This is a genomic window from Tomitella fengzijianii (genome assembly GCF_007559025.1).
Lineage (GTDB): Bacteria > Actinomycetota > Actinomycetes > Mycobacteriales > Mycobacteriaceae > Tomitella > Tomitella fengzijianii.
On sequence record NZ_CP041765.1, the window covers coordinates 726,463 to 740,279 of the forward strand.

The 13,817-nt window shown below is 67.5% G+C and carries 13 protein-coding genes; all 13 read left to right on the plus strand.

Annotation, left to right across the window (positions count from 1 at the left end; all coding sequences use genetic code 11):
* Positions 1-70 precede the first annotated feature (70 nt).
* The 13 genes from rplJ (at position 71) to FO059_RS03410 (ending at position 13,401) form a co-directional block, all read left to right on the plus strand.
* On the plus strand, positions 71-604 hold the full coding sequence (rplJ, locus tag FO059_RS03350) for a 50S ribosomal protein L10 (protein ID WP_143906337.1): 534 nt from the start codon (positions 71-73) through the stop codon (positions 602-604).
* A 105-nt stretch (positions 605-709) separates the two neighbouring features.
* Positions 710-1,099, plus strand: a complete 390-nt coding sequence (rplL, locus tag FO059_RS03355) for a 50S ribosomal protein L7/L12 (protein WP_143906339.1) — start codon at positions 710-712, stop codon at positions 1,097-1,099.
* Between the two features lie 463 nt (positions 1,100-1,562).
* Entirely contained in the window at positions 1,563-2,693 is a 1,131-nt protein-coding gene (locus FO059_RS03360) for an ABC transporter ATP-binding protein (RefSeq protein ID WP_143906340.1), read from the plus strand.
* A gap of 17 nt (positions 2,694-2,710) precedes the next feature.
* Positions 2,711-3,511 carry an MlaE family ABC transporter permease gene (locus tag FO059_RS03365; RefSeq protein ID WP_143910400.1) on the plus strand — a complete coding sequence of 267 codons (801 nt, stop codon included), beginning with the start codon at positions 2,711-2,713 and terminating at the stop codon, positions 3,509-3,511.
* A gap of 6 nt (positions 3,512-3,517) precedes the next feature.
* Entirely contained in the window at positions 3,518-4,375 is an 858-nt protein-coding gene (locus FO059_RS03370) for an MlaE family ABC transporter permease (protein WP_143906342.1), read from the plus strand.
* Between the two features lie 3 nt (positions 4,376-4,378).
* Positions 4,379-5,698, plus strand: a complete 1,320-nt coding sequence (locus FO059_RS03375) for an MCE family protein (protein WP_143906344.1) — start codon at positions 4,379-4,381, stop codon at positions 5,696-5,698.
* A gap of 8 nt (positions 5,699-5,706) precedes the next feature.
* Complete coding sequence (locus FO059_RS03380) at positions 5,707-6,777, plus strand: MCE family protein (protein ID WP_143910401.1); 1,071 nt, start codon at positions 5,707-5,709, stop codon at positions 6,775-6,777.
* Positions 6,774-7,775: an MCE family protein gene (locus FO059_RS03385; protein WP_143906346.1), complete on the plus strand. Its 1,002-nt coding sequence runs from the start codon at positions 6,774-6,776 to the stop codon at positions 7,773-7,775. Before FO059_RS03380 ends, FO059_RS03385 begins: the two co-directional genes overlap by 4 nt.
* A 3-nt stretch (positions 7,776-7,778) precedes the next feature.
* Entirely contained in the window at positions 7,779-9,011 is a 1,233-nt protein-coding gene (locus FO059_RS03390; protein WP_143906348.1) for an MCE family protein, read from the plus strand.
* A 113-nt stretch (positions 9,012-9,124) separates the two neighbouring features.
* A complete protein-coding gene (locus tag FO059_RS03395) occupies positions 9,125-10,441 on the plus strand; it encodes an MCE family protein (protein ID WP_158726789.1) in 1,317 nt (438 codons plus the stop codon).
* Complete coding sequence (locus tag FO059_RS03400; protein ID WP_143906353.1) at positions 10,441-11,688, plus strand: MlaD family protein; 1,248 nt, start codon at positions 10,441-10,443, stop codon at positions 11,686-11,688. Before FO059_RS03395 ends, FO059_RS03400 begins: the two co-directional genes overlap by 1 nt.
* Positions 11,689-11,878: 190 nt before the next feature.
* The gene (locus FO059_RS03405; protein WP_143906355.1) at positions 11,879-12,592 is read left to right on the plus strand and encodes a hypothetical protein; all 714 of its coding nucleotides are present in this window, start codon (positions 11,879-11,881) and stop codon (positions 12,590-12,592) included.
* Positions 12,593-12,603: 11 nt separating this feature from the next.
* On the plus strand, positions 12,604-13,401 hold the full coding sequence (locus FO059_RS03410) for a hypothetical protein (RefSeq protein WP_143906357.1): 798 nt from the start codon (positions 12,604-12,606) through the stop codon (positions 13,399-13,401).
* The last annotated feature ends 416 nt before the right edge of the window (positions 13,402-13,817 follow it).

Below are 13,817 nucleotides of genomic sequence, written 5' to 3' on the forward strand. Positions count from 1 at the left end.
ACGCCCCGTGCGCCCTGCGCCGGGGCGTCTGTCGTCTCCGGGCACACGAGTGCAAGAAAGGAGGCGAAGCATGGCCAAGCCGGAGAAGGTCACCGCGGTTGCGGAGATCGCCGAACGTTTCCGGGAATCGCACGCGGCCGTCGTGACGGAATACCGTGGACTCTCGGTCACCGCACTGATGGAACTGCGTCGCGCACTCGGTTCGGACGTCACCTACTCGATCGCCAAGAACACGCTGGTCAAGCGTGCCGCGGCGGAGGCCGGTGTCGAGGGGCTGAACGACCTGTTCGTCGGCCCCACGGCGATTGCCTTCGTCAGGGGAGAGGCCGTGGACGCGGCCAAGGCGATCAAGAAGTTCTCCAAGGACCACAAGTCGCTGGTCATCAAGGGGGGCTACCTCGACGGCGCCACGCTTTCCGTGGACGAGGTCGAGACTTTCGCAGATCTTGAATCGCGCGATGTCCTGCTGGCGAAGCTCGCAGGCGCGATGAAGGGCAACCTCACCAAGGCGGCAGGGCTGTTCAACGCCCCGGCCTCTCAGGTCGCGCGACTGGGCGCGGCCTTGCAGGACAAGAAGGCCGCAGAAGGCGAAGCGGCCGCCTGATCCGCGCAAGCGAGTCACGCATACACCCATGCGCACACGCGTGCGCACCCCAACTCGTCCGACACGCGGCGGCTGGGGATCAGACTGACAGGAAGGACCGCCACCATGGCGAAGCTCAGCACTGAAGAACTGCTCGACGCGTTCAAGGAGCTCACCCTCCTCGAGCTCTCCGAGTTCGTGAAGGCCTTCGAGGAGACCTTCGAGGTCACCGCGGCCGCTCCGGTCGCCGTTGCCGCCGCGGGCGCCGCGCCGGCCGGTGGGGACGACGCCGCCGCCGAGCAGGACGAGTTCGACGTCGTTCTCGAGTCCGCCGGCGACAAGAAGATCCAGGTCATCAAGGTCGTCCGCGAGATCGTCTCCGGGCTGGGCCTGAAGGAGGCCAAGGACCTCGTCGAGAGCGCTCCGAAGGCGATCCTGGAGAAGGTCGACAAGGATGCCGCGGACGCGGCGAAGGCGAAGTTCGAAGAGGCCGGCGCCAAGGTCACCGTCAAGTAATCCGGCGGGCCGTACGGCCGACTATCGATACGAAAGATCACGACTTCGTATCGGTTTGCACCAGCAAAGGTGGACCACCCTACGGGGTGGTCCACCTTTGCTTTTAGGCCGTGGCCTGCATCCGTGCCGGGCAGGAGCGGGCGTCTGACACGGGTGGAGAGACCCGGGAAGTGGGCCCACGGCGGTGATGTGTGGTGGAATACATCCTGATCGGACCATGGTTCAGCACTCCTCGTGGGCGGTGTCGGGGCACCGACGGGGGCGTGAGGACGCCCGGCGGGCGGCGGAGGCGCGCCGGCGGGTGCCGCAGCTCCGCTGCGTCGGACATGGTGTGAGACGGAGTGGTCACACGCGCGTCCCCTACTGACTCGTCAGTAGGCCGGTGGACAGCGGGTTGGGCCTATGGGATAAGGTGACGCGAACCACATCAGGGATGGTGTGGTGAACATTCGTGGGAGGTGTCGTGGGAGTCGAAGTCGCAGTCGAGGGGCTCACCAAGTCTTTCGGTTCGCAGAACATTTGGCAGGACGTGTCGTTGACGCTCCCCGCGGGTGAGGTCAGCGCACTGCTCGGACCGTCGGGCACGGGCAAGTCCGTGTTCCTCAAGTCGCTGATCGGACTCCTGCGCCCGGAGCAGGGGTCGATCGTCATCGACGGCACGGACATCCTGCAGTGCTCGTCCAAGGAGCTCTACGAGATCCGGCAGATGTTCGGCGTGCTCTTCCAGGACGGCGCGCTGTTCGGTTCGATGGATCTGTTCGACAACGTGGCGTTCCCCCTGCGGGAGCACACCAAGAAGAGCGAGTCCGAGATCCGCAAGATCGTCATGGAGAAGCTCGACCTGAACGGGCTCATCGGCGCGGAGAACAAGCTCCCGGGCGAAATCTCCGGCGGCATGCGCAAGCGCGCCGGCCTCGCGCGCGCTCTGGTCCTGGACCCGCAGATCATCCTGTGCGACGAACCGGACTCCGGCCTGGACCCTGTCCGCACCGCATATCTGAGTCAGCTGATCATCGACATCAACGCCCAGATCGATGCCACGGTCCTCATCGTGACGCACAACATCAACCTCGCCCGGACCGTCCCGGACAACCTCGGCATGCTCTTCCGCAAGCAGCTGGTCATGTTCGGTCCCCGGGAGGTGCTGCTGACCAGCGACGAGCCGGTGGTCGAGCAGTTCCTCAACGGCCGGAAGATCGGCCCCATCGGGATGTCCGAGGAAAAGGACGACGCCCAGATGGCGGCGGAGCTGGCCGCGCAGGCCGCCGGTCACCACGACGGGTCCCCGGAGGAGGACGTCCGCGGCATCTCACGGCAAATGGAGGCCAGCCCGGGCATGCCGGAGCGCCAGGCGGTGGCCCGGCGGCAGGCGCGTGTCCGCGAGATCCTGCACACGCTGCCCGCCGACGCGCAGAAGGGCATCCTGGCCAGCCTGGAGGGCCGGTACGGAGCCGATGGGTTCGGCGACGAATACGGCTATGGATCGGAGCAGGAAGGCGCCCACCGCGCGCCCTCCCACAGCGCGTCCGACCCCGATACGGAGGTATTCGCGTCGGCGGACCCGCAGCCGCCCAGCGCTGAAGGCCGATCGTGACGGACGCCGCGGTCGGCATGCGGGAGAACCGCTATGTCGACGCCGTCTTCCGTGGAATCCAGGGCGCCCTGAGCCAGGCCGGCCTGATGTTCCAGCTCTTCGTGGACGTCGGCCGGGCCACGTTGCAGCGCCCGTTCCAGTTCCGCGAGTTCATTCTGCAAGCCTGGTTCATCGCGTCCGTCACGATCCTGCCGACCGTCCTGGTCGCGATTCCCTTCGGCGCCACGGTGTCGTTGCAGACGGGGTCGCTGATCAAGCAGCTCGGTGCGGAGTCGTTCACGGGTGCCGCAAGCGTTGTGGCCGTGATCCAGCAGGCGAGCCCCCTCGTGGTGGCGCTGCTGATCGCCGGCGCCGCCGGCTCCGCAGTGGCCGCGGACCTGGGATCGCGGACCATCCGCGAGGAGATCGACGCGATGCGGGTGCTCGGAATCGACCCGATCCAGCGGCTGGTGGTGCCGCGGGTGCTGGGAATGGTGCTCGTCGCCGTGCTGCTCAACGGGCTGGTGAGCGTGGTCGGCGTGGCCGGCGGATACTTCTTCAACGTCGTCGCGCAGGGCGGCACTCCCGGCGCGTATCTCGCGTCCTTCTCGGCCCTGGCGCAGCTTCCGGACCTGTGGATCGGTGAGATCAAGGCGGCGGTCTTCGGTCTCATCGCCGCGGTGGTGGCGGCGTACAAGGGCCTCAACCCCAAGGGCGGACCCAAGGGCGTCGGCGATGCGGTGAACGAAGGCGTCGTCATCACCTTCCTGCTGCTGTTCTTCGCGAACATCATCCTGACCGCCGTGTACCTGTCCCTCGTCCCGCCGAAGGGAGCGTGAGCGCTCATGACGATCGCGCGTGAACGCAGCGTCCTGGGGATGCGGGCCAAACGGGCCGCACGCGTCCCGGTCAATATCCTCGACCGGGCCGGCGACCAGATGTCCTTCTACGGGCAGGTGCTGGTGTGGATACCGCGGACGCTGACCCGATACCGCCGCGAGGTGGTGCGACTGCTGGCCGAGGTCTCCTTCGGTGCGGGCGGCCTCGCGGTGATCGCCGGGACCGTCGGCGTCATCTTCATGATGTCCCTGTTCGTGGGCGTCGTGGTGGGCATGGCGGGCTACGCTTCGCTGGATCAGCTCGGCGCCTCGGTGCTCACCGGGTTCCTGTCGGCCTACGTCAATACGCGCGAACTCGCACCGCTGATCGCCGCGCTCGGTCTGTCCGCCACCGTCGGTTGCGGCTTCACCGCGCAGCTCGGCGCCATGCGGATCTCCGAGGAGATCGACGCGCTGGAAGTGATGGCCGTGCCCAGCGTGCCGTTCCTGGTGTCCACGCGCGTGATCGCGGGGTTCATCGCCGTGATCCCGCTTTACATCGTGGGGCTGCTGGCGTCCTACCTGGCCTCCCGTCAGGTGAACACGTGGATGAACGGCCAATCCCCCGGGTCGTACGACCACTATTTCAATCTGTTCCTATCGCCGATAGACGTCTTGTGGTCGTTCGGCAAAGTCCTGATATTCGCCTTCGTCCTCATCCTCATCCACTGCTACTACGGGTACTCCGCGTCAGGCGGGCCCGCCGGGGTGGGCGTCGCCGTGGGACGTGCGGTGCGGACGGCGATCGTGATCATCGCGGTCCTCGACTTCTTCCTGAGCCTCGCCATCTGGGGCACCACGACGACGGTCAGAGTGGGGGGCTAGCACATGGGTTCCCAGGGTTCGACGGTGCGCCGCAGGCTGCTCGGGGTGATGCTGTTCGCGTTGGTCATCGGGTTCGTGGCGGTGACGGTGTTGCAGTACAACAAGGCGTTCACGACGTATACGAGCATCTATCTGGTGACCGACAGTGCGGGTAATGCGTTGCCCGAGCGTGCGGATGTGAAGGCGCGGGGGGTGATCATGGGGACGGTCGGTTCGACGCAGGCGCACGGGGACAAGGTGGTGCTGCGGTTGGATCTGGATCCGGAGCTGGCGCGTGAGGTGCCGCCGGAGACGACGGCGCGGTTGTTGCCGAAGACGTTGTTCGGCGAGCGGTATGTGGCGTTGCAGGTCCCGAAGGGGTCGTCGGGGCACGTGTCGGAGGGGGACACGATCTATCAGGATGAGTCGGGCAATGCGGTGGAGATCGGGCACATGCTCGATACGGTGTTGCCGATTCTGCAGGCGGTGCCGCCGCAGGATCTGTCGGTGACGTTGACGGCGATCAATCACATGCTCGAGGGGCAGGGGGATGCGATCGGGCGGGGGATCGAGCAGCTCGATGAGATCACCGATCGGGTGGTGGACCGGTTGCCGGATGTGAAGGCGGATATCCGGGGGATCGCGGATTTCGCGCGGACGTATTCGACGGCGGCGCCGGATCTGGTGGATGCGCTCGATAATCTGCGGACCACGAGCAAGACGGTGGTGGATATGCAGGATCGGATCCATGATCTGTTGCTGGCGGGTGCGGATACGGCGCGGGCGGCCTCGGATCTGATCGATCGGACGCGCGGGGATTTCGTGGCGGTGTCGGCGCAGTCGGTGCGGCCGTTGGAGGTGTTCGCGGACGCGTCGCCGGCATTCGGCTGCACCTTCGATTCGTTCGCCGAGATCCATGAGCGCGGAAAGAAGATCGTCGGCTACAACGAGCCCAATCCGGGGATCCGGGTGACGCTCGAGCTGGTGAACCCGCGGGGCCGCTACCTGCCGAACCAGGACGAGCCCCGGCTGTTCGATACGCGCAAGGCGCGTTGCTACCCCAAGGCGGTGCCCGGGCAGAACTATCCGATCCCGGACGGCACCCTCAATGACGGGTCGTATCAGCCGCCGGTGATCAACACGGGCGGGGCGCCCACGCTGTATCCGCCGGATCCGATGTACGCGGCGGAGCCGGCGTCGCAGTACCGGGGTTCGCAGTCCGAGCAGGACGCGTTGGCGCAGGTGTATGCGGCGGCGTCGGGTGCGGATGCGGCGTCGATTCCGGGGTGGACGACGGTGATCGGTGCGCCGTCGCTGCGTGGCAACGAGGTGGCGTTCAAGTGAGGCGGCAACTGCGCGGGCTCACTGCGCCCATCGTCAAGCTGGTCATCTTCGGCGTCATCACGATCCTGATGACCGGGGTGCTCGCCGTGTCCATCGCCAACATCGGCGGCGGGAGCGGTACGCAGTATTACGCGGAGTTCACGGACGCGACCTCGCTCAACAATGGCGACGACGTCCGGATCGGTGGTGTCAAAGTGGGGCAGGTCTCCAGCATCGAGGTGATCGACCACAACAAGGCCAAGGTGGGCTTCACGGTCAACAGGGACGGCGGGCTGCCGGCGGACAGCGTGGTGAGCCTGAAGTTCCGCAACCTGATCGGGCAGCGGTACGTCTCGGTGAGCCAGGGCGACGACCCGGGCGCGGGCAAGCTCGCCGAGGGCGACACGATCCCCGTCGATCAGACGAATCCCGCGCTGAACCTCACTCAGCTCTTCAACGGCTTTCGACCGCTGTTTCAGACGCTGCAGCCGGGCGACGTCAACAAGCTCGCCTTCTCGATCATCCAGGTCTTCCAGGGCGAGGGGCAGACGGTCGCCGACCTGGTCGCGACCACGTCGACCCTGACCAACACGATCGCCGACAAGGACGCGGTCATCGGAAAGGTCATCGACAACCTCAACGTGGTGCTCGACACCGTGAACGACCACGCGGAAGGCCTCGACCAGATGGTCGTCAACACGCGGAACCTGGTGGCCGGGCTCGCGGCCGACAGGGACGCGATCGGCGAGGCCGTCTCGTCGCTGGCCGACCTCACGGATGCGACGACCGACCTGATCGAACCGGCGCGGCCGTCGATCCAGGGGCTGATCTCCGGGACCAACCAACTGGCGACCGGGTTGAACGCGCAGGAAGCCGACGTGGACAAGGTCCTGCAGACGCTGCCGAAGAAGTACGAGGCGCTCAACCGTACTGCGATGTACGGCTCGTGGTTCCAGTTCTATCTGTGCGGCCTCGACATAGTCATGGGACCCGGGCATTCGGACAACCTCGACCTGTCGAGCGTCTCGAACCTGCCGGCCGTCAACCAGGCGCTGTACACGAACATGGCGCCGCGCTGCCATGCGGGAGGTGACCGGTGACAATCCGACGCAATCCGATACTGACGGGCGTCATCGGCATCCTCATGGTGGTGCTGCTGGCCGTGGCGTCGTTCTCGTTCAAGTCGCTGCCCTTCATCGGGGCCGGCCCCGTCTATCACGCGGAGTTCGCTGAGGCCGCGGGCCTCAAGGAAGGCAACGAGGTGCGTGTGGCAGGGGTCAAGGCCGGCCAGGTGACCGGCGTGGAGCTCGAGGGCGACAAGGTCCTCGTCGCGTTCCGGGTGACCGACACGTGGGTCGGCGACCAGTCGACGGCGAGCATCCAGATCAAGACCCTGCTCGGCTCGAAGTACCTGGCGCTCGACCCGCGCGGCTCCGAACGCGCCGATCCCGACGTCACCATTCCGCTCTCGCGGACCAGCTCCCCGTACGACGTGGTCCAGGCGCTCTCGGACGCGGCGGAGAGCGTGGGGGAGATCGACAGCGCCCAGCTGGCGCAGAGTATGCAGGTGCTTTCCGAAGCGTTCGCGAAGACCCCCGAACACGTGCAGAGCGCCCTCGACGGCGTCACGCGGCTCTCGGAGACCATCGCCTCGCGTGACCAGGAGATCCGGCACCTCTTCGACGCGACGAAGCAGACGAGTCAGATCCTCGCCGATCGCAACCAGGAGTTCGAGCAGATCCTGGCGCACTCGGCGGACCTGCTCGCCGAGTTCAACGCGCGACGGGACGCCATCCACCGGCTGCTGGTCCGTACTCAGGACCTGTCCACTCAGCTGAGGGGCCTGGTGGCGGACAACGAGGAGCAGATCGGACCGGCGCTGACCCAGCTGCAACAGGTTGTGGATCTGCTGCAGAAGAACCAGGACAACATCGACAAGGCGCTGGTGCAGGCGCCCGTGTTCTACCGGCTGTTCAACAACTCGCTCGGCAACGGGCGCTGGTGGGACACGATCGTCGGAAACGTGGTCCCGCCGGGGCTCCCCGACGTGCCGTCGCCGCGTGAACCGGTCCGCAAACTCGACGGGGGAGGGAACTGACGCATGGCTGTGCTCAATCGTGTTTCGAACAAGCTCGTCGCGTTCATCGCGCTGTTCCTGGTGCTCCTGGCGGTGGCGGGGACCGCGGTGTGGTTCGTCTTCTTCCGCGCCGAGCCCACCCGCATCACCGCGTACTTCGATCGGACGGTCGGCATCTACTCCGGGTCCAAGGTGATGGTCCTCGGCGTGGAGGTCGGAAAGGTCGCTTCGGTCGACCCCGCCGGCGCGGACGTGAAGGTGGTCATGACCGTCGACGGCGACGTGGACATCCCCGCGGGGGTCACCGCAGTTCAGGTGACGCCCTCCGTGGTTCCCGACCGGTACGTGCAGCTGGCGCCGGCGTACTCGGGCGGCCCGAAGCTTCCGCAGAACGCCACACTCGACCGCGACCACACCCGCACCCCCGTCGAGATCGACGAGATGTACAAGAGCATCCAGGAGGTGTCGGAGGCGCTGGGGCCGGACGGCGCGAACAAGAACGGCGCGCTGACCAACCTCGTCAACAGCGCCGCCGCCAATCTGGACGGTAACGGCGATTCGATCAACAAGACGATCGAGAAGCTCAGCGATGCCGCTCGGACGCTGTCGGACTCGCGCGGGGACATCTTCGCCACCGTCCGCAACCTGCAGACGTTCGCGAGCACTCTCGCGGAGCACGATGCGCAAGTGCGGGAGTTCAATTCCCAGATGGCGCAGTTCAATGATTTCCTGGACGGCGAGCGCGGCAACATGGCCGAGTCGATCAAACAGTTGTCCTACGCGCTCGGCGACGTGTCCCGGTTCGTCCATGACAACAAGGACCTGCTTGAGAGCAACATCAAGGGACTCGCATCGGTCACCCAGACGGTCGCGGGCCACCGTGAGGGGCTCAAGGAATCGCTGTCCCTGATGCCGCTGGCCATCGCCAACTTCATCGACGCGTACGACCCCGACTCGGGCACCGTCCAGATGCGGCTCGGCTTCCCCATGCTGCAGGACCCGCTGTACGAGATCGGCTGCCAGATGCTGAACATGGGCAAGATGGGTCCGGGCATCCCCGAGTACGAGGCGCTGGAGAAGAAGATGCGGCCGGTCATGGACCAGTGCAAGGCCATCGCCGACAAGGTCACCGCGGGTGTCAAGACTCCGACGCTGAATCTGCCGTTCGGCGTCCTCAGTGGCGACAATCTGCAGCGTTCCCCGGTCCCGGGGACGGTGCCGGGCGTCGTTTCGCCGCGGTTCGAGGGGGGCAACTGATGTGGTGGCGTAGGAGTGCGGCGCCCGCCTCTGGGGCGCAGGCGTGCCCGGAGGGGGAACCGCGCCAAGGCATGCGCGGCGTAGGGCGCGGCCGGCTGGCGGTAGGGGCCTGCATGGCCGGTGCCGCGCTGGTGCTGAGCGCGTGCGGGACTAGCGGCGTGTACAGCCTGCCGCTGCCCGGCGGCGCGGACACCGGCGACCATCCGATGACGATCACCGCGGACTTCGCGGACGTGCTCTCCCTCGTGCCCCAGTCCGCGGTGAAGGTCGGCGGGATCGCCGTCGGCCAGGTCAAGACCATCGAGCTCGCCCCGGACGGCTGGTCCGCGCGATTGACGCTGGAGATCCGGGGTGACGTGGGCCTGCCCGCCAACACCGCCGCCCGGATCGAGCAGACCAACCTGCTGGGCGAGAAGTTCGTGGCGCTGAGCCCGCCGACCGCCGTCGCGCCTACGGGCACGCTGGAGAACGGGGCGCAGATCCCGTTGCAACGGACCGGCCGCAGCACGCAGATCGAAGAGGTCCTCGGCGCGCTGTCTCTGCTCCTCAACGGCGGCGGGGTGGCGCAGGTCCAGCCGATCGTCGAGGAGATGAACAAGGCGATCGGCGGGCGCGAGTCGCAGACACGGGACCTGCTGGGACAGTTCACGGACCTGGTGGCCGGCGTCAACGAACAGCGGCAGTCGATCAGCGAGGCGCTCGACAGCCTGCAGACCCTCACCGGCACGGTCAGCAATCAGCGCGAGCAGATCCAGGCCATCCTGGAGGAACTGCCGGAAGGGGTCCGGATCCTCAGCGAACAGCGTCCCGACTTCGTCGCGCTGCTCAACCAGCTCGACCGCCTGGGCAAGGCGGGCACCGAGGTCATCACGACGACCCGTGAGGACGTGCTGCGGGACCTGCGTGCGATGCGCCCCACGATCCAGGCGCTGGCCGACAACGTCCCGTCGCTGGTGGGCGCACTGCCCATCCTGCCGACCTTCCCGATCCCCGATGAGATCCTGCAGGGTATCGAGGGCGGCTACGCGAACGTGTGGGTGTCGGCGGACCTGCGCATCGGTGAGACGCTCGCGAACCTCGGCGTGGGGCGTCCCGATCCGCGATATGTCAAGCCGTACGGTGAGCATCAGGTGCCCGTCGACCTCAGCAATCCGTGGATCAACGGCAACGGCCCGCGACGCGGCTGGCCGACGGTGACGCTGCTGCCCTTGGCGGATGCCGCGCCGCCGTTCCAGCGCAATCCTGCGAGCCTGCCGCTCGGCGTCGTCGACGACGCGACCGACGCGGTACGGCAAGGGGCGGAAGCGGTACAGGACGGACTGGACCGCGCAGCCGATGCGCTGCCGCAGATCGGCCAGGTGGCCACGCCGCCCGCAGACGGGCAGGCACCCGCGGGCGATCCGGCAGACGGCCAGGGAGGTGGTGACTGATGCTGTCCCGACTGATGAAGATCCAACTGGTCGCGTTCGTCGTCATCGCCGTGCTGGGCATCGTCTACGTGGGCGGAAAGTACGCCCGCCTGGACGACCTCGTCGGCGTCGGCCGGTACACGGTGCACATGAACCTGAACCACTTCGGCGGGATCTTCCCCAACGCGGAGGTCTCCTACCGCGGCGTCCCCGTGGGCAGAGTCGGGGAGATGAGGCTGACGCCGGACGGGCTGCAGGTGGACCTGGAGCTCGAGAACGGGGGTCCCCAGATTCCGGAGTCCACACGCGTCGTCGTGGCCAACCGTTCGGCCATCGGCGAGCAGTACGTGGACTTCCAGCCGGTCAACGAGTCCGGTCCGTTCCTGGATGGCGGCGACGTCATCCCGGCGGACCATACGTCCACGCCGATCCCCATCGAGGACCTGTTCCAATCGGTGTCGGGCCTCACGGAGTCGGTGCCGGTGGACGCGCTGAAGACCACCTTCACCGAGCTGGGCAAGGCGTTCAACGGTCGCGGGGACGACCTGCGCTCGCTGGTGCAGTCCGTGAACTCGTTCACCGACGAGGCGTCGAAGAACCTGCCGCAGACCCTGGACCTCATCACGGACAGCGTCACAGTGCTGGGCACGCAGTCCGATCAGTCCTCGGCCATCCAGTCCTACAGCGCCGACCTAGACCGCATCACCCGGCAGCTCAAGTCGAGCGACCCGGACGTGCGGCGTCTCATCGGGACCGCCAAGGACGCCAGCGACGAGGTCGGCGATTTCGTCGGCAGGAGCGGCGACGATATCGCCTCTCTGCTCGCGGGGGCCAACGTGATCAGCGGCGTCGCCGATGAAGTCTGGGAAGGGCTGCGGGTCCTGCTGGCCGCGCTGCCGGCGTTGGGCGCGGCGTCGCCCACCGTCGCCCCGGGGGACGACACGATCCACATGGGCGTCGTGCTGGAGACCAACAACCCGGTCGCGTGCACACGGGGCTACGAGGGCACGCAGCAGATTCTCGCCGAGATGAAGGCGAAGAATCCGGACTTCGACGACACCACTGACGAGTTCCCGGTGAACCTCGACGCGTCCTGCGACGTGCCGCTCGGCAACCCGACGGGCGTGCGGAGTTCGGACCGGATCAAGTATGCGGACCCGAACACCGTGCAGCCCTGGGACGACAAGCCGAAGCAGGACCCGGACAAGCTGTATCTGCGGCCGATCGCGTCGCAGGTGGCGGCGCTGCTGGGCGTGACTCCGCGCTGACGGCCGGCGCCGGCGATCCGGTACGGGCGCGGGGCGGTCCCGGCACGTAGCCTGCAGTGGTGCCTGGGGGTGAATGCGGGGCGTGCGGAAGACAGGCCGGAGCCCGGTGCCGCCTCACCGCGTGGCCGGGACGCGCAAGGTGGGCGGTCCGGGAGGCCCCGGGGTAGTCGAAACATCAGATTGGATAACTGTGACCGAAGCTGCGTCCCCGACGGACGGCGGAAAGCGTTCGCGCGACAAGGGCCTGATCGTGACCGTCGCACTGTGTTCAGCCGCGCTCGTGGCGGCGGTGGTGATGGCCGTGCTGTGGACCGTCGCCACCGTCCAGAGCGATTCGGCGGCGAACGCCGTCGCGTCGGACCGCAACGCGGCGGCGGACGCCGCGGGAGAGGCCGCCGTGGCGCTGACGACGGTGTCGATGGACGACATCGACAAGAGCCTCGACGGGATGCACGACGTGACCACGGGTGAGCTCGCGCAGCAGTTCGCGCAGGGCCCGGCCCGCGACGACCTGTCGGCGGCGCTCAAGGAGACCGGCGTGTCGATGCGGACGGATCTCAACTCGGCGGTGCTGACCTCGTTCGACGACGAGAAGGAGACCGCCTCGGCCCTCGCCTTCGTGGTGCGGACGCAGACGCTCCCCGACGGCCAGGATCGGGTGATGCGACAGGGGATCGGAATGTCGCTGGTCAAGCAGGACGGCGCGTGGAAGGTGTCGGACTTCGACACGCGCTTCGCCGGCGTGGGGGATGCGGAGGGGAACAACACGGGAGCCGAGGACGTGCCCGCGCAGCCGGCGCCCGCCGACCCGGGCGCCGGCGCACCGGCACCCGGCGGTGACGGGACCGGCGATACAGGCGGTCCGGCGCAGGGATCCGGCCAGCAGAACCCGGCAGGGTCGTGAGGAGGCTTTCGATGAGGTTCGGTAAGAAGCCCGGCGACATGTCGGCGGATGCGGACGCGACGGACGCCGCGAAGAAGGCCGAGGACACGACGCAGGCGGACGCCGCCGACGAGTCTTCGGCGTCGGACACCGCGGCGTCGGACACCGCGGCGTCGGACACCGCGGCGGCGGACACCGCGGCGGCGGATACAGAGTCGGCGGATACAGCGGAAGGGGCTGTCCCCCTGACGGACGACGAAGCGACGGACACCGGAGCGAATGATCCCGGTGCGAAGGCCGGCGCGCCGCGGGGAGGGCGTCGTCGGCGTCTCGCGATGATCACCGCCGCTGCGGCGACGGTGGTCTTCACCCTGGCGGCGGCGCTCTCGGGATGGCAGTGGGCCGAGAACAACGGCCCGCATCCGGCGGATGTCAACGCGGCGTTCGTGGACCAGTCCGGGACGGCGCAGGCCGCGCAGGCCGCGCGCGACATCGTCCAGGGCGTCTTCTCGTACTCGTACCAGGACCTCGACGCCTATCAGGATTCGCTCGCGAAGTTCCTCAACCAGGACATGCTGACCAGCTACCAGCAGACCGCCGATCAGAACGTGCAGATCATCACGCAGGCCAAGACCACCATCAAGGCCACCGTCGGCGAGGGCAATGTCGGGATCGAGAAGCTCGACGGCGACAAGGCCACCGCGGTCGTGATCATGGAACGCTCCGGTACCAACGGCGACTCGCAGCAGATCTCGGACGCCGCGCCGATGCGCGTGCAGATGGAGAAAGTCGACGGCCAGTGGAAGGCCTCGGACATGCGGCTGCTCTGAGGGCGTGATCACGCGGCGCGACCGCCACCCGCCGGAAGCGCGGTCGACGCCGGTCCGCGGCCGACCGGCGGAGGCGAAACGCCGGGCGGAGTCTTGACGTGGCGGCGCGGAACGGTCACCCTGATCCCGGACAGAAGGCCGTATCCGATCGCCGCTGGAGGAAGCAGGCGCGGGTCCCGGTGGCGGATGCCCGTCGCGCGCAGGTGGGCGCGACGGGTCCAGCGGTCATTACGGCGCTCGACATTGTTCGGGGATTGCGCTACTGTTGGACGTTGCGCTGGCTGCCTCCTGTCCACTTACCGTCTCCGGCGGGTCCTGGCGCCTGGTCCAATTGCGGAACTGCAGTGCGGAAACGCGGTGCGGGGCCCGCGAGTACCGATCAGGCCGCTTGTCACCTGTGGGTGCGGATTTGTCGG